The sequence below is a fragment of the Peptoclostridium sp. AF21-18 genome (assembly GCF_003478825.1).
Taxonomy (GTDB): Bacteria; Bacillota; Clostridia; order Peptostreptococcales; family Peptostreptococcaceae; genus Peptacetobacter.
On sequence record NZ_QUGE01000021.1, the window covers coordinates 1 to 26226 of the forward strand.

A 26226-nucleotide genomic window follows, 5' to 3' on the forward strand; every position below is an offset into this window, starting at 1 on the left:
CCAAGAAAATGATATGAGTTCTTTTTTTGTTGCACTTAGATTATAAATTCAAGGCACAAAAATAAGAGCCTTTCGGCTCCTATTATCTTTACCCTATAAATTGTAATTTGTTGCCCTCTTTATAATTTTGATATCCAATTATTTTATCATCAAATGTTAGAAATGTTTTATCTTTGATATTTTTCTTTTTGTCTTATAACATAATTACTAATATTTTTATCATAATCTGGATATAAATAATTTAAACATTGTGCCACTTCTTTTGATACCATTCTAAAAATTCCCATACATAATTCTAAAGATTTCCACATTTCTGTATATGACCCCATATTATATGTAGCAAGAATTTTCTTCCATAATTCAGGTGAAATATATCGTTCTAAAAATTTATAGTTTTTTCCTAGACTAAAACTATAACCTTGCTCTATTCCAACCTTCCATGAAATCATTCGCAGTAATTCCATACGCACAATATTATTTAAATGGTCGATTGCAAATAAAATTTCCTTTCGACATAATCCTTTCACTACATATGTTACAGTATTCCAAAATTCATTACAGCAATCATCAAAAGAACGTGCTGTCGGATGTTCTATATAATAATCTTCATCTGTAGGTACTGGTATATTAGTAACACGATTATCCTTATCTAATAATAATTTTACTAATTTATCCCAAGTAAAATATTCATCTAAAACTTCTAATGGCAATAATGTCAAATCTATTTTAACTCCGTCCCAAAATAACATAAGATATGAATACCCTTTTTCTTCTTTTGGAAACAATTCCATATCCTCGGGTTTTTGCATAATAAGTCTCTCTCCAAAAACATTAAGCCACTCATCACTATTAATAAAACTCTGCATGTCTGTGACAAAAAAAGTAATATCATAATCTTGAAAATCATCTGGTATAATATTAATATTTGTTCTTGAACCTTCTAAAGTAACCACCCTAATTCTATCATCTGCTTTAGCAAAATTAAGTATAGTATCATATATTTGTTTCTCTGTTCTCATTTTCATATCAACTCACTTTTAAAATTATTATTACTTATATTATAACAGAAAAAAGTAAATTTTCTATTGCCTTAGATTTACCTTAAACATAAAATTATTCTTTAAATTTAACCTTGTATCTATTTTATATTTTTTCCTTTTTGGATTTCCATCAATCCTATAAATGCTATTATTTTTAATATCATAGCTTACAGACCAAATTGTATTAGCATCCTTTCTCTATCATAATCACATCTAAACAGTACAAAAATCTTTTTGATTTCTAAATACTTATCCATATCATCAACTACTTAACAAATTGTAATTTAGCGAATAGTAACTTAATTTTCTTTTTTATTAAACATATGGCGTACTTTATCTATTCGATTATTTGGTCTGCGTGATTGAATAACTGGTTCACAAGTAGCAATTTGATAATCTTTTAATTCTGTCAAAAAAACTGCTTGCCCATTTGTATATAGAGTTAAAGTATTACGATATTCATTAATACAACGTACAGGAATATGTCCTGTAAAAATAACTTCATCATTTTTTGATTGACTTGTTTCAATTATTGCACAATGTTTTTGTGCATCATTATATGCACGAGAAAAGTATCCCTGTGGTGTAAAAAGTATAAACGAACAATATGGCTCTAATAATTGCGTTCCCGCTTTTTTCAATGTTTGTTCAAGTACAATTGGGGCAAGAAAGCGAAAATCCGAGGGAGTACTAACAGGGCTATAATAAACACCATATTCAAAACATATTTTACAATCTGTTACTTCCCAACCATACAAACCTTGCTCCAGTCCATAATTAATACCTTCTCTTACTGCATTTTGGAAACTTTGATTTAAATAACCGAGTGAAACTTTGCTTTCGTACTGTATTCCACTGCCAATTGGAAGTGGAGTTATTGATAATCCAATCGATGCCCAAAATGGATTTGGTGGTACTTCAATATGAATAGTATAATCTGCCTTTTGTAATGGTTTTTCCAAATAAATTACGGTTGGATCTTCGATTCTTATGTTTATGTGATATTTTTCAATCAACAGAGAACAGATAACTTCTAACTGCACTGTTCCTAAAAAAGAAATGATGATTTCATGTGTTATCGTATCAACATAATAACGTAAAAGAGGATCAGTATCTGCAATTTCTGTAAGAGCATCCAATAATTTTTCTCTCTCTTCTATTTTTATCGGTTCAATTCTTGTTCGTAGTATTGGTACAGTCTTGTCATTCCATACATTGCATGGCAAAAGCTTTTCATTTCCTATAATATCGTTCAATCTTAATGTATTGTTAGGTATAATAAAAATATCTCCAGAACAAACTGTTTTTGTCTGTATCATTTCTCCATTTGAAGGAATATATATTTCTGTAAGTTTCACTTTCTTTTTTTCTGGCAATATAATTGTATCTCGTAAGTGTAATGTTCCACTGTAAAGACGCAAATAAACTAATCTTTGCTTATGGTCTGTATATTCAATTTTAAAAACCCTTCCACATAGTTCTGAATCATTCTCATTCATTTCAGGACAAAAAAGATTTGAAATAGCTTCGATGAGTTGTTGAGTCCCTATATTATTTCTAGCACTTCCATGGTATATAGGAAACAACGAACCTTTTTTAACACACCTATATTCTTCATACGTTAATTCTTGTATAGTCAATTTTTCTCCTGCAATATATTTTTCTAAAAGTTTATCATTTTTGGAAATTACAGGATCCCAATCATCTAAATCAATAATATTTTTAATTGATATTTCTGGAGTTAATGTTACATTTTGCATAACAATAATATCATTTGAAAGTTTTTCTTTGATATTTTGATAAATATTATTTAAGTTAATTCCATCCTGATCTATTTTATTTATAAAAATAATTGTTGGTATATTCATTTTTTGAAGTGCATGGAATAGTATTCTGGTTTGTGCTTGTACACCATCTTTAGCAGAAATTACTAAAATAGCTCCATCAAGAACAGATAAGGAACGATACACTTCTGTTATAAAATCTGTATGTCCAGGAGTATCTACAATATTGATTTTGTAGTCATTCCAATTAAAAGAAGTAACTGCTGCCTGAATTGTGATTCCACGCTGACGTTCTAAAAACATAGTATCTGTCCTTGTTGTTCCCTTATCTACACTGCCTAATTCTAAAATCGCTCCACTTGTATAAAGCAGACTTTCCGTTAAAGTTGTCTTTCCTGCATCTACATGAGCAAGAATACCAATGTTGATTATTTTCATTGAATTTCCCTCCCTACAAATTTATCTTTTAACTTAAAATCAATATTTGCTAATTTTGTTCTTTTAAACTATTCTCAAAATCAATTATCCACTTTTCTAATGTTTCTACTAATGCTAATTGTTGTTTGAACATTTGTTTTCCAACATTAGGAATATGTTGTCTATGAGATTGTCTTTCATTTAGTAATTCTTTTAATTCTAATATCTTTGATTTTATATTAGAAACAAGAATCTTTTTTTGTTCATCATCTACTAAATCTAAATTCGTGATAATAATATTAAAATCCAAATATAGACTAACATCAGAATTTGAAATATCATTCATAAGTTTATTAAAATAATCATTACCTTTGTTAGTAATAGTATATATTGCTTTATCTGGCATATTTCCCTCTTTCTCTTTATGGCTAACAATATATTCTTTTGATTCTAATTGTAATACTTTCTTATAAATAGACTGTTCACTAATTTTTACCCATCTTGGTATATTACGATATTCTATATTTTTTTTAATATCATAAGCACTTTGTGATTTTTGTTTAATAAGTCCTAATAATACCAAATCTATATTTGACATAATCTCTACTCCTTACTTAATATAATCTGTAACGCCAAGTCTATTTCCAAATGGATCTTCAAACTCGACTGCATTACCAGTTCCAATTTTAAAAGGCTCACTCAAAAATTTTATACCATTATTCAACATTTCTTTATAGAAGATTGCAACATCTTCTACTTCAAACCATATTGTAGGCTTTAAATTCTCAAATTTATTTTTGTCTTTTAAAATTATTGCAGGTTCTTCATTTCCAATATTATAAGCAACCATTCCCTTATCAGAAAAATCAAATTTCTTTTTTAACCCCAATATTTCCTCATAATATCTTTTTGCTTCTTCCATATTATCTACAGGAAGAAAATAGTTGTCATAATTTTTCATATATTTAAGCCCTTCTTTCTACTACAAACTATACCACTATATTTTATAGTAGTTATAATTAAATGTCAATAAATAATAAAAAAATAATTGCATTTAATTCGTTTATAATTCCCATATAAATCATCTAACATGGAACTTAGTATTTCCATTTGAACTTCACCGAATAAGTTGACATAAATTTCTTTATCTATGTCATTCATCTCTAATTCTAGTAGTGGATCTTCCTCTGCAAGTAATGTTAATGCTTTAAATAGCTCTGGATTTTTTTCTTTATCAATTGCAGAAATTGTTGTTTTTAATGCTGGTTTAGCTATAGATATATTTTTAATTTTATCATTTGAAATTCCAATAACATCTCCCACTTGGAAACTTGTAAGTCCATATAAAATACCTATATCCCCTGCTTCTATCCTCTGTGCTTCAACAACTCCCCCATTTTCTAACCTATTAATTTTCTTTACTTTTTCTGCTATCTCCTTATTAGGTACTTGAATTTTATCTCTTACAGATATTTTTCCTCCAAATAATCTTACATAAACCTTCTTTTCATTTTTACTTGTTCTTTCGATTTTAAATACTACTCCAGATAAATCACTTTCACAATCATCACCTGCAAATGGAAAATAACTACAAATTCCATCTAATAAGTCTTCAACTCCAAGTCCAATTGCTGCCGCACCACAAAATACTGGATATAGACTTCCTTCACTTGCATATAATGAAAGCTTTTCTTGTATTTCTTCTTTATCAGGTTCTATTCCACCAATATATCTTTCTAAAAATGCTTCGTCTAAGTCTGATAAAACATCAATAGCATCATCATTTATCATGCATGTATCAAATAGTTTTTTTATATAAACAGCTTTGCTTCCTACATCATATACTTCTTGTAATCTAACTACTTTATTGGACATATTCTTCTTTATATCTTCAAATACTTTATTGAAATTTGCCCCAATTCTATCTAGCTTATTTACAAAAATTATTGTTGGAATGTTTAACTCCTTTAATGTCTCAAATAATATTCTTGTTTGTGACTGAATACCCTCTACTCCTGATATAACTAGTATCGCTCCATCTAAAACACTTAATGAACGTTCAACTTCCGAAATAAAATCCACATGTCCTGGAGTATCAACAATATTAACCTTGACATTATTCCAATTAAAAGATATGGTTGATGATTTAATGGTAATCCCTCTCTTACGCTCAAGCTCCATAGAATCCGTCTGTGTATTGCCTAAATCAACTCTTCCAACTGATTTTATAGCTCCACTATAATATAATAAGTTTTCTGTTATAGTTGTTTTTCCTGCATCCACGTGTGCTACGATTCCTATATTAATTATTTTCTTCATAATCAATACCTCCAACTCTATCAACCACCTTTTTATCCATTATCATAGCAACAATATATAACACTAATACCGGTGTTACTAATAACGAAGTACATGCTATACCCATACTCACTGAAATATTTGTAGCTATGATTCCTATAATTGGTCCACCTAAAATTTGACCTAAGGAATTTATTTGTCCATTTATAGAAAGTACAGTAGATCTGGCCTTGTCATCTATATGTCCATTAAGCCATGCACTAAATATAGGTTCATTTATAGTTCTAAAGGTACTTGTCGCTAAATAAGCTATTAGCATTAAGTTAAATCTTTTTGTAATAGCAAATATGAACATAAATGATATATAAAATATATTTATACATAATAACAGCTTTCCATTTTTATTCTTATCATCATCCTTAAGCTTCTTTTCCATAAAATGCATTACTATAGCACTCAATATCATTCCTGCAATTCCAAAAATTCCGAACCAAGTCACTGGTTTAAGGTTTCCAAGTTTAGGAAGCATAGTATCTTGTAAAAAATGCATATTAGAAAGTCTATCATAACCTTCACTGGATAATCCATAAAATAAAGTTACTGAAAGCAAAATTATAATTATAGGTTTATTTTTTATAAATTTAAGACCAGATTTAAAGGTATATCCCATCTTTTTAAAAGTATTTAAATCCTCTGGAGCAGATGATTTAAAATTATTTTCTGGCATATATAACCATAAAAATAATGCAAGAATTATAAATAAGACTCCACTAACTATAATAGGTAGTCTTACAGATAAATTAGCTATTACAGTGCTTAGTACTATTCCAATAACCAATCCTATCTGTCCTGCTTGTGCTCCCTTTATATAAATTTTATCCAAATCTTTATCTTTCTCTTCTTCTGCAATCCAAGCTTCAACAGATCCACTAATAAAAGTAGAACCTAATCCCCATACAATCTGTGCTACAAGTACGAAAACGAAACTAGAAATAGAACCTTCTAAAATAAATCCCACTCCTGTTAAAACTACACCAATAACAATAGATAGTTTACGACTGTACACATCTGCAACTATTCCTGTAGGAATTTCAAATATAAAGCATGCTACTTCTAAAGTAGTTCCAACAAGTATAAGCTGAAGTGGATTTAAATGCACCGTTTCAATGTGATACACTATCATAACTGTAGCTACTAGTGAAAAACACATTGCTGTAATAGCTGAAAATAATAAATAAGTTTTATATGCTGAAAGTTTATTAACCATTAATAATCACCATCCTAGTATTTTTAAAAAAATTTATTTGTTTTTCATAATCTTCATATTTAAATATATAAATCATCAAAATAATCTCCTTAAATAAAAAAAGCTGTAAGTGAACATAATTCACTTACAGCCTCATAATTATATAACCTAAATATAAACATGAAATATACAACTTTAATTTATATAACTTATGATTAAGCTATGCAAATTAAAGTCTTATATCATATCTATAAATATAGTAAAAATAGGCATAAAAATACCGTGTTTAGAACACAGTTTTCCTATTCTTCAAATAAAGATGTAATATGCTCATTATAATACTGATTATTTTTAGAGTACACAAATAGACATGGTAATATCAATATTATTAATAATTGTTTCTACCACAAATAAACCTTGAGTTATCCAAGATTTTTTTCATATACTTTTTAAAATAATCCTTATTCAGTTAGTTTAGTTAAAAACTACCTCTTTGCGCATATTTACATCTCCTTTACATTTATATTTTTCATGTTTATATTTTAGTATAATTACATTATATATAAACTTTTATTTTTTTTCAATACTTTTATATTCATATTTATCCAAATTCAATTGAAACTTTATTACTTCAAATAACTTATATACACAAAAGAATAACTACTAACTTTAACCTAAATCTGAAATGAATATAAAAAATATATTTGTGGAATGTTTTACAATTTCTTTCAATACTATAGATTAGAAAAAACAAATTCTAATTTGCTGAAATAGGTGAAAAACGAAGAACCTATGAATAAAACTACAATAACCTACAAAAATTCAAATTTTAGATTTTTGTGAGTTTCATTGCAGAATTAAAGCAGACCTACCTTTCATTTATATATCCAATTTTGGTAAAGTTCGCACTTACTTGTGATACGGTTCCTTAATAGTTATTCTAAATAAGTATCAAAAGGCACCTTAAATTATTCAAGGTACCTTTAACTGTGATATAGAATAAAATTTCAGTTCTAATTACTTTTCTTTTACCCCAATCCAAATTTCGCTATAAACATTTTGCATATCTGACATATCTCTATTGAAAGATATTTCTGGAACGTTTATTAATTCATAATTTGAAGATGGCAACCATTCAGATAAAATTTTTCCCCATGTATCTTGAAATACAGTTGGAAATGGTCCTTTACAAGAAAAAATTGCCCAAGTACAAGCAGGAACTTCTACAACATCAAATTCACCAAAATCTATATCTAGAGTAGTTATAGATCCAATTAAGTGATTTAAGTTACCTTTTTCTTCATACCTTTTATCATCAAAATCAAATGAAGCGTTAACAACAGTTTTAACATCTTCATTTCTATATGATTGTAATAATTTTCTTTGTTCTTCTGTTATACTTTGTGCTATTTTCATTATTTCTTGATTTATACCTTCAAACACAATAGGAACTTGACCTTTAACTCCTACTAATTTAAAAGCTTCTTTTTTTTCAATACGATAATTCATATTACTTCCTCCTTTAATAGTTAATTGAAAAGTCATACAAGGAAATACTTTAAGATTCTTAGCATCTTTAATCTCTGAAGGATTCACACCAAACCATTCTTTAAATGCCCTACTAAATCCATCTGCTGAATCATATCCATATTTTATAGCTATATCAATTATTTTTATATCTTTTTGCATTAAATCAAAACTTGCTTTAGATAGCCTTCTTTTTCTTATATAGCTCGAAAGTGTCATACCTGAAAGATACGAAAACATCTTTCTAAAATGATACTCAGATACTCCTGCAATCTTTGAAACCATATTAAAGTCTATTTCTTCTTCTAAATGCATTTCTATATACTCCATAACTTTATTGAAATTGGTAAGCATATCCATGTATAATCACTCCTCATACTAACAATTATAATTTTTAGTAATATACTTTTATCGATATTATCTATACATATATTATCGTACTAATTATTTTTTAAGTATAACTAAGATCTAAATTATATATCTAAATTTTTACTCTTATCATCCGCGCTACCTTACTTGTGATACGGTTCATTATTATTTATTCTATACGCTCTATACACCTGCTCCAAAAGAATCAATCTCATAAGCTGGTGTGGGAATGTCATCTTAGAAAAAGATAACTTATAATCTGCTCTATCTAGCACCTCATCAGAAAGCCCAAGTGATCCACCTATTACAAAAGTAATATTGCTGTTTCCTCTAACTGCTAAATCACTCATCTTATCAGCAAGTTCCTCAGAAGATAGATTTTTACCATCTATTGCAAGTGCAATTACGTAGCTAGTGTCTTTTATCTTAGAAAGTATCTTTTTACCCTCTTTTTCCTTAACCATTATCATCTCTTTTTCGCTAAGTTTTTCTGGAGCTTTTTCGTCATCAAGCTCGATTATATCTAGCTTACAGTATTTTGATAATCTCTTTTTAAACTCATCTATCCCTAGCTTTAAATATTTTTCTTTAATCTTTCCTACTCCGATTACATTTATATTCATACTATTACCTTCCTTTTAAATTAAGGATTTACCTTGTACACATCAGAAATATCATTTCTTAAAAGTACATCCAATTTTATATCCTGTCCAACGATAAAATTATTCTGAGTAAGTATTCCCTTTGATGTTTCGTAAGCCAATTCAGGGAAGTTATTTTCTTTGCTCAAATGTGCTAAAAGAATTCTCTCCGTTCCATTCTTTATTAAGTCCACACAGAATTTTCCAGCCTCATCATTAGAAAGATGTCCTACCTCAGACATTACCCTTCTCTTTAATGCATAAGAATATGAACCTGCTAAAAGCATATTCTTATCGTAATTAGACTCAAGGACAACTAATTTAGACTTATACAGATTTTTTCTAACATTTTCAGTTATTGTCCCTATATCTGTAGCTATCGACATTTTTTCACTTCCACCCTTTGCACAAAGATTGTATCCAACAGGGTTTGCAGCATCGTGCTCTATTGAAAAAGGTCTTATTATTATATCACCAATAGCATAGTTTTTATCATTTTCAAATACTACCATATTGCTGCTCTCTATCTTTCCAAGCTTGTCCTTCATAGCTCTCCATGTTTCCACATTTGCAAATATAGGTATATTAAATTTTCTTGAAACTATTCCTGCTCCACGAATATGATCTATATGCTCATGTGTGATAAATATTCCTTTTAGGTTGTCTGGATTTTCTCCAATATCCTTTATCCCATCCGTTATTCTCTTTCCACTAAGTCCTGCATCTATTAAAATATTTGTATCTTTATATCCAACAAAATGACAGTTACCACAACTTCCGCTGCCAACTGAACAATATTTTATCATTTACTCACCTCTCATCTTTTTCCACGCCTATTTATTATACCAATTTTACAACTTTTTTGCTCGCTTGTTTTGCCTTTTATTTATACCCATTTTTGAAAAATTTTATCCCTTATATTTTACTTCATTTGATATCTATACATAATACCATCTTTAGTCTACAAATGATATAATTAGTAAAGAAGAATTAATTTTTTAAGGAGAGAGTTATGCTTAATATTTCAATATGTGAGGATGAAAAAATTCAAGCTGACGAACTAGAAAAAATGATTAAAGAAAAATTAAATAGCATAAATATAGATTACTCTATCCAAAAATTTTCATCTGGAGAAGAACTTCTAAGCGATTATAAAGATACAGATATTATTTTCTTAGATATAAAAATGAGTAAATTATCTGGAATGGATACTGCTAGAAAAATTCGTGAAATCGATAAAAATGTAGAGATAATTTTTACTACTGCACTTCAAGAATATGTATTTGAAGCTTATGAAGTCAGAGCTTTTAGATACCTTCTAAAGCCAATAGATAAAAATCTATTATTTAATTATCTTGAACTATGTATAAATGAGTTAAATAGCAGAAATAAAAAAATCTGCCTAAAAAATAAATCGGATATGATAGTTTTAAATACAGATGATATTTTATATGTCGAGGTTATTAGAAAAGAGATTACTATATACACAGAATCAGAGAAATATTCGATAAAGATGAGTCTAAAAAGCCTAGAGGATATGTTAAACGGAAAGAATTTCTTCAAGTGTCATAATAGCTATCTTGTAAATTTAGATAAGGTTAGCCATATAGACCAACATTTTGTAACTATCAAGGATTTCAAAATTCCTATTAGTAGACCTAAGTACAAAGAGTTTAAAATTGCTTTAGCCTCTCATCTTGGAGATTTCCTATGCTAAAAACATTAACAATTCTTCAAGTGATAAGTCTTTTTTCATTTGTTATCGATGTATTTCTGCAAAAGAAGGTTTACGACTCTCTTTCTTCAAAGAGAATAAATTTATACTATCTTCCCTTTGTAATAACCGTAGTTGTAATATCAACTAGCTTTTATTTAGGTGTAAGTCCAAATATAATATTTGTGGTTATAGCTGCTCTTTCGTTTATATTCTCTAGTATAGAATATGATATTAAACCATTAAAAAGCTTTTTAATTTCTGCTTTATATTGGACTTTTTTAATGATTACATATTACATAGGGTTTAAAATTACAGATAGTATTTACGATTTTATGTTCTTTGAAGGAGTAATAAGCCAAAACAATTACCAATATATTTCTATATTAGTTGAAAAAATTATCCTAATTCTATGCTTTTATATATACATTTTTCTATCGTATAAGTATCTGTATAAAAACAAAGGTTCTTGGAAAAAATACATAAACTATCTTGTAGTTCCAGTGGCTACTAACACAGTTTATTTTTTCATTTTGGCTAATGTAATGAATGAATTAAGGAGCAAAAATTCTTTGGGTAATTCCAATATTTTTATTTTAACTTTGCTTTTGATAGTTGTAGCTAATTTTTCAGTTTTGCTTGTAATATTCTTTAATTCTAAGAACAAAAAACAGGACTTCTATATGGATATGCTGCATAAAAATCAGGAAAAATCTCGTGAGTTATACCACGATATGAAAAATCATATAATCTGCATGAAGTATAGTGATGATCATAAGTCTGATGAATATATAGAAAAAGTAGAGCTGCTTTTAGACGAGTACAGCAATAAGTTTAATACAGGTAATGTTATTTTAGATACTTTGCTGCACGAGAAAAATACTATATGTCTACAGAATAGGATTAAATTTATCTGTGATATTAATTTCAAAAAATGTGGATTTATTGAGGACGAGGATATTTGTACTATTTTTTCAAACCTTTTAGATAATGCTATTGAGTCATGTTTGAAGATTAAAAACAAGGAAACAAGTATAATTCTTAGGGGAATCGCTATAGATTCGTTGTTTGTCGTGAAACTTACAAATACTACAAATGGCGAGATTAGTTCCACAGGTGATAATTTAAATACTACTAAGAAAAATAAATCTCTACATGGATTGGGATTAAAGAGTGTTAAGAGAACTTTAGATAAATACGATGGAGAGCTTGTTATTGAATATGATAAAGATGTGTTCTCTGCTAAAATTCTAATTCCTATACCATAATATAAATTATCCTAAAAATATATATTAATATTATAATATATTGTATAATTAATTATAAACTTTTTAATAGGTAGGAATAAAAAACTATGAAAAATACAGTTAAAGAATGGATTAAAACTATTTTAACAGCAATAATAATTGCTTTGTTAGTATCTGTAGTTATACAACCTGTTGTTGTTGATGGGCGTTCTATGTTGCCTACTCTTGAAGATGGAAATTATTTAATAGTTTCTAAACTAGGCTATAAGATTACATATCCTTCAAAAGGCGATATTATAGTTGCTGAAACTGACAATCTATCTGATGATGGTAAAAGTAAAAAAATTGTAAAAAGAGTAATTGGATTACCTAACGACCATATTGTTATAAAAAATGGTTCTGTATATTTAAATGATAAAAAGTTAAATGAAAACTATATAAAAGATTCATATACAGACGGATCAGTTGATATTATTGTTCCAGAAAATGAAGTTTTTGTTATGGGAGATAATAGGCTTGAAAGTCAGGATAGCCGAGCAATATCTTTAGGGACAATAAATAAATCTGATATATTAGGAAAAGTTGTTATTAGGTTATTTCCTTTTAATAAGATAACTACTTTCTAGAAAAATAAAAGGTGTCATTATACAGATTTTAAATCTATACAATGACACCTTCTTTATTTTAATTTTTTTACCATAATCATACTTCCATCTACATCCGATACATATACCATTTCACCTACTTGTATATCCTCTTCCTCTGGAAAAACTTTAGCTCTTTCTCCATTGAAATCTACAAATCCCTTGCACTTTCTCTTCATATCTGTTGTAGCTTTCCCTTCTTTTCCGATAAAATGTTTTGCTTTCTTTTTTAAATGCTCGTGTATTATCTTTTGAAGCAGCCCATTTATCACAATTAAAGGTAAACCTATTAAGAAAAATCTCTGAACGGTTATAGACATTAAAACTGCACCAGCAAGTGTAGCAACAAATCCATTAATTACTCCTTTTGGTTGATATCTTGATCCAAAAAATGGCATCCCTAAATACCTCTCTATTATCGACATAACGTATCCGTATATTACTAAAAAAGAACCTACGCATACTCTAATTATTTCCGTTATTGATTCCTGCATAGTGTTTCACCTCACTCCATTTATTAACTTAATTATATAATATCAGTTACTATAGTTAATATGTTTCTAAAAAATTAATCTCAGTTCTTTTAAATTCATATAAAAAAGCACCTACAGATATAGATATAATCATCTACTCTATAGGTACTTTTCCAAATATAACAACACACTTTTATTTCAATTTTTTGACCTTATTTCATTCTTCTCTTTGTATCTCTTATCCATAAACATTCTAATCGCTACAGCTACAGCTATAAGAACAAGAGTTATAACAACTGCACTTGCTATACTACTTCCTATTAATCCTGCTCCAATACCCATAACTACAAATGAATTGGCGTTAGAACCACCACTTTGGCTTCTTCCGTAGAAGTAAGGAAGTTGCATCTTTGTTTCCATTATTGTGTAGATTAAACCTAAAATGAAAATTCCTATTCCTACATATACAAAACTTTCTAAAGGTAATCCTATCATTTCTGCTCCTACACTATTCTTTAAATAGAATGCAGCCATAGAAATTACCAACATTGTTATTGCTCCAAATAAATCTATTTTTCTTCTTTCCTTCATTTTATACACCCCCTATGTATCTCTATCTTCTTCTTTAATTTCATTATATTCCATATATTTTTAAAAACAATACACTTGGTACAGCTTGCTATTTTATTGGTATAACTTGCAAAATATAATTTTTTATTTACATTTTAAGTTTGTAAAATCTCAATATTTTTTATTATTTCCAATTAACATTATTCTATGCGTTTCTTTTTTGTATGATATAATTATTCTTGAGGTGATGTAATGTTTTTTATAGAAGAAAATGCAACTAACTTTGGATCGACTATAATATCCAATGTTTTTATCGATATATTTATGCCGATGGCTGATGGATTAGCTGTTAAGGTATATTTACTTGGTTATAGAATGGCCACAGACATCCACTCTAATCCACGTTTTGACAATTCATCAATCGCCCAAAATCTAAACATCCCACTTTCTGATGTAGTCAATGCTTGGAAATTTTGGGAAAGTGCAGGGCTTATAAAGATACACTCTGAAGATTTGGACGATGAGTTTAATTTTTCTGTAGAGTTTATGGATTTGGATGCTCTTTATCTAAGAAATACGTCTAAACCAAAGGAATCTGTTTCATCTAGTGCAGATGGTGTAGTAGATAGAAATTCAAATCCTAAAGTACGTAAAATGTTTAATGAGATAAACAAAATTATAGGTAGATATTTAGAAGCTACAGAAAAAATATCTATAATGGAAATTATGGATAAGTATAATATGAGTGATGATATGATTATATGTGCATATCAGCACGCAAAAGATCAGACTGGTGCTGTTAAACCTTTAAAATACGTCGAAGCTATTATTAGGAATTGGTACGATTCTAACCTTTATACAGTTAAAGATGTTGAGGATAGTTTTGCTGAAAGAAGTCAGAGATATTCAATGTACCGCATTGTTTTCAATGAGCTTGGATTTAGAAGAGAGCCTACTCGCGCCGAAAAAGAGGCAATGGATACTTGGTTTGACGTATATAATGCCGATATTGAGCTAGTTTTAGAGGCTTGTTCAAAATCTAAAAATGTTACCACTCCTTCTATCTCATATATAAACGGAATAGTCAAAAACTGGGCAAATGAAGAAATACACACACTTGCCGAGCTTAAAGCCGTTGAAGAGTTTAAGCGGAAGGAAAAAGAAAAAGAACTTGAAAAACAAAAGGAGCAAAACAGCAAAAAGGTCACTCGCTCATATGCTAAAACTACATCAAAAGCTCCTACAAGCTATAATAAATTTAAAAACTTTGAAGAAACTGTTACTAAGTACACTCCTGAGCAACTTGAAGAGAAAATTAGAAAAAGCCAGGAAAAGAAATTTAAGTAGCTTTATCTTTAGAAAGGATGAATTTGTATGAAAGAGGAAAAAATTAGAGATATTCTCTTAAAATATCAAAGAAAAAGAGATGATAATGAAGAAAAACTAGAAAAAAGAAAACAGTCTATTTATGAATCTCTTCCTGAAATAAAGAAAATAGATGATGAAATTTCCATGTCTGGTCTTAGACTTACAAAGGCTGTTTTAAAAGACACTAAGGCAAGAGAAGAAATCGTCTATGAATGTAAGCGTGAAATGGAAGAACTTGTTAATCGAAAAAAACAGATTTTAGCCGAAAATGGAATACCAGAAAACTACCTTGAAATGCAGTACAGCTGTCCAAAATGTAAGGATACCGGATTTTTAGGTGGAGGTAAGAAATGTACTTGTCTTAAACAGGCAATAATAAACGAAGCCTATAAAATGTCAAATTTAAGTAGAGTTTTAGAAAAAGAAAACTTCGATAACTTTGATTTGAGTATATTCTCTGATGAGATAATTGAAGGAAAGAATATATCTCCAAAGCAAAATATACTGAAGATTTTATCTGTATGCGATTCTTTTGTTAATGAGTTTGCGCAAGACAACAATTCAAATCTATTTTTCCATGGTGCAACAGGGTTAGGAAAAACATACATGTGCAACTGTATCGCCAAAGCTTTGCTAGATCAAGGTTACAGTGTTATATACCAGACTGCATTTAGAATACTTGAGATTTTAGAAAACTATAAGTTTAGAAAAGATGAGGATTCTAGAATCAACGACGAAAACTATAAAAATCTTTTCGACTGTGATTTGTTAATTATAGACGATTTAGGGACAGAATTAAATAACTCATTCTCTAGTGGAGAGATTTTTAATATAGTTAATACTAGACTTCTTGCCGGCAAGAAGATTATCATATCTACAAATTTGGACTCTAGCAAAATAGTTGAGTTATATTCTCAGAGAACCTTCTCTAGAATTGTTGGTAACTTTAGAATTTTAGAATTCTTAGGAAACGACTTGAGATGGGAAGTGTAGATAATTTAAAATTTATTAAAATCTTTAAATAGAAAAAAGCTGCCGTAATTGATTTTACGACAGCTTTTTTATTATACTTCTAAAACTCCATGATCCATTTTAAATACAGTATCAACGTAGCTTAAATATTCTAATTCATGAGTACTTAGTAATACAGTAGTTCCAGACTTACTTATATCACTTAGCATCTGCATAACTTTTTTTGAGTTTTCAGGGTCTAGGTTACTTGTAGGCTCGTCGGCAACTATAACTTTTGGATTATTTATCATTGCACGAACTATAGAAACCCTACGAATTTCACCACCTGAAAGGTTTGATGGGTACTCATTTGCAAATTCTTCTAGTCCAATCTGCTTTAATAATTCTAAAGCTCTATCTTTAAAATCATCTACATTTGGAGATAAATATGCAGGCATGCATATATTATCTAAGATTGTGAAATTGCTAAGTAAGCTCTGTCCCTGTAGAACATATCCCATATTATTATTTCTAAATACAGCTTTTTCATTTTCTTCCATAACTGTAATTTCTTCACCATCTATGAATACTTTTCCTGAAGTAGGGCTTATTAGACCTGCTATCATATTGAAAAGTGTTGTTTTACCACTTCCAGAGTGCCCTATTATAGCTGCAAATTCACCACTTTTTACTTCAAGTGATACATCGTGAACTGCATCAAACTCTGTTGAGTTTCTTGTAAATTTCTTTGTTAGGTTCTTTACTTCAATCATTTATTCATTCTCCCTAAGTAAACGATATACTTCACCTTTACTAATCTGATAAGATGAACATATTGCTGCAACAATACCAGTTATAAGTGCTATTGCAATACATAAAAGCGCAATCGGCATAGTATTTGCAAATCCTACATCTAAGAATGGTATGTTCAGCCTTATACTTATAACATCTTTAAATACTGTTATTAGGCTGTATGTTAGTAGTGTTCCTACTACACCACCTATTCCACTTATTATAAGTGCTTCAGATAAGATTATATTTCTCATCTGTTTCTTTCTAGCTCCAAGTGCATATAGCACGCCAAATTCGTATCTTCTTTCATTTATTGTAAGAACAAATATACTTATTAATGCTAGACAAGTTGATATTAGAGAAATATAAATTAAAATATTTCCGTATCCAGATAGGTTTTTAACCTGTTCTGATATTCCACTTAGTAGCTCGTCAGCTGTACCTATATAAATTTCTTCTCCACTTGTTCCAGCATTTTCTATGTCTTTTTTCAAGTTGAAGAAATCTATACCTTCTAAGTTATTGTCTGTATCAACCATAAGCATAGATATTTTATTTTCTATGTCATCCATCGGAAGATTTGCTCTAGCTGTTTCTGAGTCTTTAAGCTTGCAGAATGTATCAAATGTCATAAATACAGAAATATCGTACCCCATACCTGTTCTTTCTAATTTTCTTGCAACATCAAATTCTGTAGCGTAAAGTCTTAATTTTTCTCCAGGTTCAGCCTGGACCCTATTTCCAACTAGAATTTCTCCCTTTTTAAGTTTAACTGCGTCCTGATCTTTTAACCATGGTTGAACAACGAAGTCAGTTTCTGGATTGAATACTATCATCTGTACTGGAAGATCACAACATGAAGCAGAAAGTGTACCTGCGTATATCTGAGCTGATACTCTTTCAACGCCTTTAACCTTTGCTACTTCTTTTTCCCATGATTTATCAAAGAAAACAGAGCATGGTGTTCCTGCAAATAGTGAATCTCTTATATCTTCAGTACCTTTGTTTGGTATAACTATCATATCTGCTCCAGCTCTTTCAGTTGTGTTTTTAATTCCCCGTTTAAGATTGCTCATTAAAACTGTACTGAAAAATACAGTAGCTGACATTAATATTACAAAGAACATCATGAACCCAGTACGTAATTTTTTTGCTTTTAAATTCTGAACAGCCATGTTCAGTGTACTTAGTTTTTTATCCTTTTTCATCTTTAATCCTCTTAAATATTATTTTGAACTTTTTATTCCTAAGTATATAGAAACTATTCCTATTAGTACCCCTATTGCTCCTATAACTTTAACTATTGGAGCTGTAAAGTTACAAGCCATTTCTGGATTCATACAAACTCCCATACCTAATGTAGAGCTTAATGATAATATAGCTAATATAGAAGCTACAGCTGCTATTACTCCACTTGTAACAGCATCTTTTCTAACCGCATATACAAGTGCATTTACAAGAAGAATAATTCCTAAAAATACTAGTGCCTGACTTGTATAGTGGCATCTCATTGGTATCTGCTTACCAGCTGCTGTTTCCACCATACCTATACAAACCGGCGCAAATACTTTTACAGTTAATATCAACGCTATCGCGTGAATTGCTTCAATAACTGCAATAATCATACTTTTTTTGCTTTCCATTTTTTCTCACCTCATTTAATATTTAACATCTTTATTATGTTAGCATAAACATTTTTAAATGTACAATCGTTTTTTTTTATATATAAATAAAATTTATTATTTTTTTCTATAATCATTTAACTCTAATTACTAAATGATTTGCTTTCTTTTTTTCTATAAATTCTAAATTTTACTTTTTTATACTTATCTTACCTAGATAACAACTTAATTAATAAGTTATACTAAATCAGCAAGAAATTTATAATTATTTTCTATATTTACTATATGAATCAATGTACAAAAAAAGACATCACATAAAATATCGCGATGTCTTTTTTTATTTATAATATTACAGAATCTTCAGGATTTAATATAACTACCTCTACATACTCTGCTCTTTTTTTGAATTTTTTAGGATCTGCTTTTATTAAATCAAAAGTATCGTAGTGCATTGGTACTACTCTATCTGGTTTGATAAATTCACATGCTCTTGCTGCATCTTTTACATCCATTGTAAAGTTACCACCTATTGGAAGAAATGCTAAGTCAATATGCTCATCTTCAAGAAGTTTCATATCCATTGTAAGTCCTGTATCTCCAGCATGGTATATTTTTTTGCCATCTATTTCTATTAAAAAACCACAAGGATTTCCTCCATAAAGCATATCATCTCCCTCTTCTATTCCTGAACCATGAAGCGCTGGAGTCATTTTTACTGTTCCAAAATCAAAATTAAATTTTCCACCGATATGCATAGAATGTACATCTAATCCTTTTTTAGTTAAGTAGTGAGCTATCTCATGATTTGCAATTACTGTAGCATCACATTTTTTAGCAAGCTCAATACAATCTCCCATATGGTCTGAATGTCCATGTGTTATAAATATATGAGTCAAATCATTTAATTCTTCGGCTTTTATTGGACATAGTCCATTTCCTGTTATAAATGGATCTACAATTGCTTTAAATCCATCTTTTTCTATTAATACTACTGAATGACCTAAAAATGTAACTTTCATAACCTATCCTCCAATAATTAATATTTTTTTCATTATATCACAAAAAAGAAGGACATCGCATAAATACATATGCGATATCCTCCATTTGTAGAATGATTATAATTTTGAGTAGTACTCTACCACTAGGATTTCGTTAATCTCTATTGGTATTTCATTTCTTTCAGGCCTTTTAATTAGCGTACCAGAGAATTTTTCCATATTTTTTTCGATATAAGGAAGTGTGTTTAATTCGCTGTTTTCAAAATTCTCTTTAAACATTGCATTAGACTGAGATTTTTCTCTCAAAGATACTACATCGCCTACATTTAAAGCAAAAGAAGGTCTGTCTACTTTTTTACCATTAACCAAAATATGACCATGTACAACCATCTGACGTGCTTGTCTTATGGAAGATGCAAGCCCTAGTCTGTATACTATATTGTCTAATCTACATTCTAATAGCTGAACAAGTACAGTACCTGTTGACTCCTTTGATTTTTCTGCTTTGTGTACATAGTTTGCAAACTGCTTTTCTAGTACACCATAGTAAGCTTTTAATCTCTGTTTTTCAAGTAGCTGTGTTCCATATGGAGATAATTTCTTATCCGCTCTTGAAGTTCCTCTTTCTGCTCTATCCATTGCTTTTGGATGTCCACATACATTTAATCCAAGTCTTCTACACTGTTTGAATCTTGGTCCCATCATTTTTGCCATTTTTCTTCTCCTTAAAAATTAAATTTTGCCGCGATAATTTTTAAGCCTGAATATAATATATCATATATCTCTTTTCTCTGTAAATGATTTTCATTAGCATTAATTTATCTTTTTTCTCAATTTCCAAAAAAAAAGATACCACCGTAAAAAATACGATAGTATCTATTTTAAGAAGTAGTGTGTTTTTAATCGGCACAAATACTAATGGCAATATATAAAGTGCTAATTTATATACTCATCCCCTGCAGACAAATGGGGGTATTTGCTTTCCTAATTATTATAATACCACACCTTTATATAGCTGTAAATGATTGTCATTTCCATTTAGTTGTTTAATTTTCTCAATAACAAAATTATTTAAAAATGGGTAAAAAAAAATCCGGCCTAAGCATCCAGATTTAAAGTATATATGGAGCTGGTGATAGGACTCGAACCTACAACCTGCTGATTACAAGTCAGCTGCTCTACCAATTGAGCCACACCAGCGTGTTCAGTTTTAATGGTGGGGTTAACAGGGCTCGAACCTGTGACCCCCTGCTTGTAAGGCAGATGCTCTCCCAGCTGAGCTATAACCCCACACTAAAATATTAATAAAAAAGATGGTGACCCGTAGGGGAATCGAACCCCTGTTACCACCGTGAAAGGGTGGTGTCTTAACCGCTTGACCAACGGGCCTTGAAGTGGTGATCTATCCGCGATTCGAACGCGGGACACCTTGATTAAAAGTCAAGTGCTCTACCGACTGAGCTAATAGACCACATCCTGTATTTTTGAAGGTTTTTAATGTGTTCCCTCAACCACAAGTAATATTATATCTATAATGACCCTTCTCGTCAACACTTTTTTTAATTTTTTTTGCATAAATTTATTCAAAAAAGTTATCAACACTTATCAACAATTCACTTGTGGATATTGTTGATATCTTATTTGTTTATTTTTCAACATTCCTTATATAAATTAAAAAAATATCCACAGAATTCAAGGCTTACGAACCTATATTCTGTGGATATAAAAAATTATAAATCTTTAACTTTATCGCCAAAACGCTGTATAGAACCCATCCAAACAAGCTCAACAGAACCTGTTTCTCCATGTCTATTTTTAGCAATTATTACTTCTGCTAAGTCTTTTTTCTCTGAATCTGAATGATAATATTCATCTCTATAAAGGAACATTACTATATCCGCATCCTGCTCTATCGCCCCAGATTCCCTTAAATCCGAAAGAACTGGTCTATGATCTGCTCTCTGTTCAGGTGCTCTAGATAACTGTGATAATGCAACAACAGGGCAATCTAATTCTTTTGCTAATATTTTTAGAGATCTAGATATTTTTGATATCTCTTGCTGTCTACTTTCATTCTTAGAATCACTTTCCATAAGCTGAAGGTAGTCTATCATAACTAAATCAAGTCCCTGCTCCATTTTTAGTTTTCTACACTTAGATCTAAGTTCATTTATCTTTATACCTGGTGTATCATCTATAAATATTTTTGCATCTGACATAACCGCCATTGCACTTATTATCCTAGGCCAGTCTGCATCGTTTAATGTACCTGTTTTCATTTTCTTAAGCTCTACATTTGACTGAGCTGCAATCATTCTCTGAGCAAGCTGCTCCTTAGACATTTCCAAACTGAATACAGCAACTGAAGCATTTCCTTTTATAGCTGCATTTTGTACTAAGTTAAGTGCAAATGCAGTTTTACCCATAGCAGGTCTTGCTGCCACTAGTATTAAGTCTGTTCTCTGTAGTCCATTTATCTTTTTGTTTAAATCCTTAAACCCTGTAGTTACTCCAGTTACATCGCTCTTATTAGAGTATATAGACTCTATCATATCGTATGTATCCATAAGAACTTGATTTATCGGCTTAAAATCATCATTTGTTCTTTCCTGAGAAATATCAAATATTTTCTTTTCCGCAAAATCTAATACATTCTCAGCGCTTTCTCCACTTCCATAGCCTAAATTTATTATGTCGTTAGAAGCTTTTATAAGCTGGCGAAGTACTGATTTTTCTTTTACTATGTCTGCATAGTATTTTACATTTGATGTTGTAGGAACTATTGTAGATAAACTTGTTAAGTATGTTACACCACCTATATCATCTAGGTAGCCTCTTTTTCTAAGCTCATCTGTTAATGTTACCATATCAATAGGTTCATTTTTATTATTAAGAGCCATCATACTTTCGTATATAACTCTATGAGCATCTTTATAGAAGTCGCTCGGAGTAATTGTCTCCGCTACTGTTATTATAGCGTCTTTATCAAGCAGTATTGAACCTAAAATAGACTGCTCTGATTCGACACTATGAGGTGGTATTCTGGTTATATCTCCCATTTCTCTACCCTATCTTATTTATTTTTTTCTTTAACATCTACTCTTATGTTAGTAGTTACTTTTGGATGTATTTTTATTTCTACTCTTCTTGATCCTAAAACTCTTATTGGTTCATCAAGATTTATTTTTCTTTTGTCTATAGTTATACCCTTCTGTTTTTTAAGCTGTTCAGCTATTTCTTTAGAAGTTATTGATCCAAATAATCTTCCGCCATCACCAGCTTTAGTGTATATTTCTATATTTATTTCTTCCATCTGTTTTCCAAGAAGTACTGCTTCATCATATTCTTTCTGAGCGTGGAATTCCTGTGATTTCTGTTTTTCTTTTAATTCTTTTATATTTCCTGCATCTGCCTGTACAGCCATTTTTTTAGGGAATAGGAAGTTTCTTGCGTAACCATCACTAACTTCTTTCATTTCTCCTTTTTTACCTGTACCTTTTACGTCTTTTAATAATATTACTTTCATCTATTTATCCTCCTCTAAGAATTCTTCTATTATTTCATGTACCATATTGTATGCTTTTTTAAGAGATACGTTTTTAAGCTGTGCACCAGCTATGTCTATATGACCGCCACCGCCTAATTTTTCCATCATTACATGTACATTTATATCTCCTAAAGATCTAGCACTAATGAATACTTTTCCATCCTTTTGACCTAGTACAAATGAAGCCTCTACCTGTCTGATGTTTAAAAGCTCATCAGCTGCTTTGGCTATAATTACATTTACATTGTCAATTTCTGAAGAAGTATATCCGATACAAATTCTATTATTTATAATTTTTGTATTTTGAATAATTTCTGCTTTAGTCGTAAAGTCGCTGATATCTGCATTGAACAGCTTTTTAACTTCTATTGTATCTGCTCCAATTTTTCTTAAATAAGATGCCGCTTCAAATGTTCTTACACCAGTTTTAAAAGCAAAGTTTTTAGTGTCTAAGTTTATACCGGCTAATAATCCTTCTGCAGTCATTTTATTTATTTTTATATTTTCATCCATATACTGAATAAGCTCTGTAACCATCTCACAAGTAGAAGATACATATATTTCATGGAATAATAGGACAGCATCACTTATAAACTCTACCCCTCTTCTATGGTGGTCTATAACTACAACTTTGTCTGATATTTCCAGAAGCTTAGGACACTCTGTAAAGTTTGGTCTATGAGTATCTAAAACTATAACTAACGTGTCCTCTTTACATCTTTCTATAGCTGTTTCGTGATTTATAAAAATGCCTTTGTAGTATTTATCTTTTTTTATCTTTTTAGCAAAAATTTCTATAGAGTCATTTAGATTTTCTAATACTATATTAGATTCCTTACCACAAGCTTTGCAAAGGTCGTATATTCCAACTGCAGCCCCCATAGCATCCATATCAGGGTATCTATGGCCCATTATTAGAACATCTTCACTCTGGTTTATAATTTCTCTTAGAGCATGACCGATAAGTCTTGATTTAACTTTTGTTTTCTTTTCTACAGCTTTAGATTTTCCTCCGTAGAATGAGAAATTATCTTTAGTTTTTACAACAACCTGATCTCCACCTCTACCAAGTGCTAAGTCTAAGGCTCCAACTGCCATTTTGAAATTATCGTTTATAGTTTCTCCATCTATACCAACACCCATACTTATCGTTACTGGAAGTGTATTTCCATGGTCTATATGTCTAATTTTATCTAGTATTTCAAACTTATCTAGCTCTATTTTTTTAAGCTCTTCTCTATTCATAACTAAAAAGAATTTATCCTTAGATACCCTCTTCATAGCTGCTTTTGACTCGGTTTCAAATGTAGACAGTACTCTTTCTATATCGGCAGTTATTAAAGGTCTATTTTCTTCATCTGCACTTTTAATAACTTCTTCGTATCCGTCTACCTCTATAATTCCTATAACTGTTTTTTCGTTTATATATTTTTCTTTAAGATTTAAATAATCTGTTTTATCTAACCAATAAAGAACCATCATATAATCTACATCTGAATTTGTTCTATTTTTTATTACTCTATATACGATGCTGTATCTTTTATCTTTGTATTCTATTTCAGAGTACATTTCGTTTTCATCGTTTAACACTTTTGTTAAATCAATTTCCCCTACAACATCTTTAATATTTTCATCTAGCAATCTATCTCTACCTATGATTTCTGAGAATTTATCATTGTGCATAGTTATTTTCCCATTAAATTCTATTACACACATAGGTATTGGTAGGTATCTTATCGCCTTTTTAGCGATTTTATCCATATTTAAAGATAGATTTTCAACATATCTCATCCATTCTATTTTTTTTGATTCATTATTTTTTAAATTAAGGTAGAATACTATCCCCGATACAGCTATAAATCCAATTCCAGCTAATGCATTATAATATAAAAGAGCTGCTCCTCCAATAAGCATTATAACCAGATATATTATATTTTCTCGGTTACTTCTATCTAAATTTGGCTTTACGTTCATTTCAATCCTCCTATATGGATTTTCTCATTTTAGGTTTAATCTTTCTAAAATCCATAATACAATCAAGCATACCTAGTAGAGCTATGAGTGTACCTCCACCCATCACTCCTAGAGTAACAATCAATATAACTGGGAATATTATTCCCCCTCTTCCTTGAACAATTCTAGTCTTTATAAAGTATATACATACAGAAATTCCTTGCATCATAAACATTATATTAAATACTATCTGTAAATTTCCCATTATAACAGTAGTATTTAGACCTGTATCCATATATGAAAGCCCAAATACTGCAAGGTATATAACAAATGTTATAACCACTGCATTTCCTGGTAAATAAAAACCAGACATTCTTATTCTATTTAAGTTCTTATCTGTTATTCTTTTAGCTATTGCTCCACCTAAGAAATATGTAAAGAATACACATATTCCAGACTGAATAAATAATAATGAAACTATCATATTTCTAAACATATCCGTAAGCTCTGTAGCCGTTACACTTCCAAGAATATTTAACTGTTCTTTTGGCATATTTTCTAGCCGCGTCTTTGATATTTTGGCAAATGTATCAGTAAGCTGTTTTACAACATCTATATTCATCATATATTTAGCTATTATAACGTATGCTATTGTCGATAAAATGAAAATAATTATTCCCATATAGATTGGTTCCTGTCGTTCTTCGTCATCTTTTTCACTTACCGAGTCGATAAGTCGCCCAACTAAAATAGACGGGATGACAAATGTTACAACAACTTCCATAGCGTACCTAACATCTGTTAAACCAAATATAGCTAGTACTGAAACAACAAATGCAGCCATGCTCTGTTTTTCAGTAGATATCATTCCAACTATCGCAAATGGTATACACACTGTGAATATTATCGCCATTGATGCCGTAGTAAGAGTAGTTGTTCCAACAGCTAGAGCTATTGCTATAGCAGTCATAAGCATCACAGTTACCGTTTGGTTCTGTTTTTTCATTTTCCCTCTCCTGTCATAT

General features: G+C 30.0%; 24 protein-coding genes, 4 tRNA genes and 1 pseudogene. 5 read left to right on the forward strand and 24 right to left on the reverse strand.

What is annotated here, in order from left to right; all coding sequences use genetic code 11:
- Positions 1-167: 167 nt before the first annotated feature.
- From ant(6) to DWX74_RS08345, 9 genes and pseudogenes are all read right to left on the reverse strand, one after another.
- Positions 168-1019 carry an aminoglycoside 6-adenylyltransferase gene (gene ant(6) / locus DWX74_RS08305; RefSeq protein ID WP_024388621.1) on the reverse strand — a complete coding sequence of 284 codons (852 nt, stop codon included), beginning with the start codon at positions 1017-1019 and terminating at the stop codon, positions 168-170.
- Between the two features lie 320 nt (positions 1020-1339).
- Positions 1340-3262 carry a tetracycline resistance ribosomal protection protein Tet(44) gene (tet(44), locus tag DWX74_RS08310; RefSeq protein WP_118549565.1) on the reverse strand — a complete coding sequence of 641 codons (1923 nt, stop codon included), beginning with the start codon at positions 3260-3262 and terminating at the stop codon, positions 1340-1342.
- Positions 3263-3311: 49 nt separating this feature from the next.
- Entirely contained in the window at positions 3312-3839 is a 528-nt protein-coding gene (locus DWX74_RS08315) for a PadR family transcriptional regulator (protein WP_118549566.1), read from the reverse strand.
- Positions 3840-3851: 12 nt separating this feature from the next.
- Complete coding sequence (locus DWX74_RS08320) at positions 3852-4202, reverse strand: VOC family protein (protein WP_009300545.1); 351 nt, start codon at positions 4200-4202, stop codon at positions 3852-3854.
- 110 nt (positions 4203-4312) lie between these two features.
- Positions 4313-5560, reverse strand: a pseudogene (gene tetB(P), locus DWX74_RS08325) (tetracycline resistance ribosomal protection protein TetB(P)); the annotation flags it as partial.
- Positions 5544-6806, reverse strand: a complete 1263-nt coding sequence (gene tetA(P) / locus DWX74_RS08330; protein WP_118549567.1) for a tetracycline efflux MFS transporter TetA(P) — start codon at positions 6804-6806, stop codon at positions 5544-5546. The gene tetA(P) and the pseudogene tetB(P), both read right to left, overlap by 17 nt.
- Positions 6807-7802: 996 nt before the next feature.
- A complete protein-coding gene (locus tag DWX74_RS08335) occupies positions 7803-8672 on the reverse strand; it encodes an AraC family transcriptional regulator (protein ID WP_006440993.1) in 870 nt (289 codons plus the stop codon).
- A 152-nt stretch (positions 8673-8824) separates the two neighbouring features.
- A complete protein-coding gene (rlmH, locus tag DWX74_RS08340) occupies positions 8825-9304 on the reverse strand; it encodes a 23S rRNA (pseudouridine(1915)-N(3))-methyltransferase RlmH (protein ID WP_006440992.1) in 480 nt (159 codons plus the stop codon).
- A 20-nt stretch (positions 9305-9324) separates the two neighbouring features.
- A complete protein-coding gene (locus DWX74_RS08345) occupies positions 9325-10128 on the reverse strand; it encodes an MBL fold metallo-hydrolase (protein WP_006440991.1) in 804 nt (267 codons plus the stop codon).
- A 206-nt stretch (positions 10129-10334) separates the two neighbouring features.
- On the opposite strand from DWX74_RS08345, the gene DWX74_RS08350 reads away from it, so the two are divergent.
- The 3 genes from DWX74_RS08350 to lepB all read left to right on the forward strand — a co-directional run bounded on the left by DWX74_RS08350 (position 10335) and on the right by lepB (position 12909).
- Positions 10335-11039: a LytR/AlgR family response regulator transcription factor gene (locus DWX74_RS08350; protein WP_118549568.1), complete on the forward strand. Its 705-nt coding sequence runs from the start codon at positions 10335-10337 to the stop codon at positions 11037-11039.
- Between the two features lie 569 nt (positions 11040-11608).
- A complete protein-coding gene (locus DWX74_RS11090) occupies positions 11609-12304 on the forward strand; it encodes an ATP-binding protein (protein WP_158573252.1) in 696 nt (231 codons plus the stop codon).
- Positions 12305-12390: 86 nt separating this feature from the next.
- Complete coding sequence (gene lepB, locus DWX74_RS08360) at positions 12391-12909, forward strand: signal peptidase I (RefSeq protein WP_118549570.1); 519 nt, start codon at positions 12391-12393, stop codon at positions 12907-12909.
- 53 nt (positions 12910-12962) lie between these two features.
- Here lepB and DWX74_RS08365 read toward each other — a convergent pair whose 3' ends face one another.
- Both DWX74_RS08365 and DWX74_RS08370 read right to left on the reverse strand, forming a co-directional pair.
- Positions 12963-13421 (reverse strand): NfeD family protein, encoded by a 459-nt coding sequence (locus DWX74_RS08365; protein ID WP_118549571.1) that lies wholly within the window; start codon positions 13419-13421, stop codon positions 12963-12965.
- Between the two features lie 177 nt (positions 13422-13598).
- Entirely contained in the window at positions 13599-13991 is a 393-nt protein-coding gene (locus DWX74_RS08370) for a hypothetical protein (RefSeq protein ID WP_118549572.1), read from the reverse strand.
- Between the two features lie 231 nt (positions 13992-14222).
- On the opposite strand from DWX74_RS08370, the gene DWX74_RS08375 reads away from it, so the two are divergent.
- Positions 14223-15317, forward strand: coding sequence for a DnaD domain protein (locus tag DWX74_RS08375; protein ID WP_118549573.1), 1095 nt, complete (start codon positions 14223-14225; stop codon positions 15315-15317).
- A 27-nt stretch (positions 15318-15344) separates the two neighbouring features.
- Positions 15345-16331, forward strand: coding sequence for an ATP-binding protein (locus DWX74_RS08380; protein WP_118549574.1), 987 nt, complete (start codon positions 15345-15347; stop codon positions 16329-16331).
- Between the two features lie 71 nt (positions 16332-16402).
- On the opposite strand, the gene DWX74_RS08385 is transcribed toward DWX74_RS08380, so the two are convergent.
- The 13 genes from DWX74_RS08385 to DWX74_RS08445 all read right to left on the reverse strand — a co-directional run bounded on the left by DWX74_RS08385 (position 16403) and on the right by DWX74_RS08445 (position 26207).
- Complete coding sequence (locus DWX74_RS08385) at positions 16403-17062, reverse strand: ABC transporter ATP-binding protein (RefSeq protein ID WP_118549575.1); 660 nt, start codon at positions 17060-17062, stop codon at positions 16403-16405.
- Entirely contained in the window at positions 17063-18289 is a 1227-nt protein-coding gene (locus DWX74_RS08390; protein ID WP_118549576.1) for an ABC transporter permease, read from the reverse strand.
- 18 nt (positions 18290-18307) lie between these two features.
- Positions 18308-18724, reverse strand: coding sequence for a DUF4418 family protein (locus DWX74_RS08395; RefSeq protein ID WP_118549577.1), 417 nt, complete (start codon positions 18722-18724; stop codon positions 18308-18310).
- Between the two features lie 320 nt (positions 18725-19044).
- The gene (locus DWX74_RS08400; RefSeq protein ID WP_118549578.1) at positions 19045-19722 is read right to left on the reverse strand and encodes a metal-dependent hydrolase; all 678 of its coding nucleotides are present in this window, start codon (positions 19720-19722) and stop codon (positions 19045-19047) included.
- A 96-nt stretch (positions 19723-19818) separates the two neighbouring features.
- A complete protein-coding gene (gene rpsD, locus DWX74_RS08405; RefSeq protein ID WP_118549579.1) occupies positions 19819-20415 on the reverse strand; it encodes a 30S ribosomal protein S4 in 597 nt (198 codons plus the stop codon).
- Between the two features lie 410 nt (positions 20416-20825).
- Positions 20826-20901, reverse strand: a tRNA-Thr gene (locus DWX74_RS08410).
- Between the two features lie 14 nt (positions 20902-20915).
- Positions 20916-20991 (reverse strand) — tRNA-Val (locus DWX74_RS08415).
- Positions 20992-21015: 24 nt separating this feature from the next.
- Positions 21016-21090, reverse strand: a tRNA-Glu gene (locus DWX74_RS08420).
- Between the two features lie 6 nt (positions 21091-21096).
- Positions 21097-21172, reverse strand: a tRNA-Lys gene (locus DWX74_RS08425).
- Between the two features lie 259 nt (positions 21173-21431).
- A complete protein-coding gene (dnaB, locus tag DWX74_RS08430; protein ID WP_118549580.1) occupies positions 21432-22760 on the reverse strand; it encodes a replicative DNA helicase in 1329 nt (442 codons plus the stop codon).
- A gap of 14 nt (positions 22761-22774) precedes the next feature.
- Positions 22775-23227 carry a 50S ribosomal protein L9 gene (gene rplI / locus DWX74_RS08435; protein WP_118549581.1) on the reverse strand — a complete coding sequence of 151 codons (453 nt, stop codon included), beginning with the start codon at positions 23225-23227 and terminating at the stop codon, positions 22775-22777.
- The gene (locus DWX74_RS08440; RefSeq protein WP_118549582.1) at positions 23228-25222 is read right to left on the reverse strand and encodes a DHH family phosphoesterase; all 1995 of its coding nucleotides are present in this window, start codon (positions 25220-25222) and stop codon (positions 23228-23230) included. It abuts the gene before it with no gap.
- A 10-nt stretch (positions 25223-25232) separates the two neighbouring features.
- Positions 25233-26207 (reverse strand): DUF2232 domain-containing protein, encoded by a 975-nt coding sequence (locus tag DWX74_RS08445; RefSeq protein WP_118549583.1) that lies wholly within the window; start codon positions 26205-26207, stop codon positions 25233-25235.
- Positions 26208-26226 lie beyond the last annotated feature (19 nt).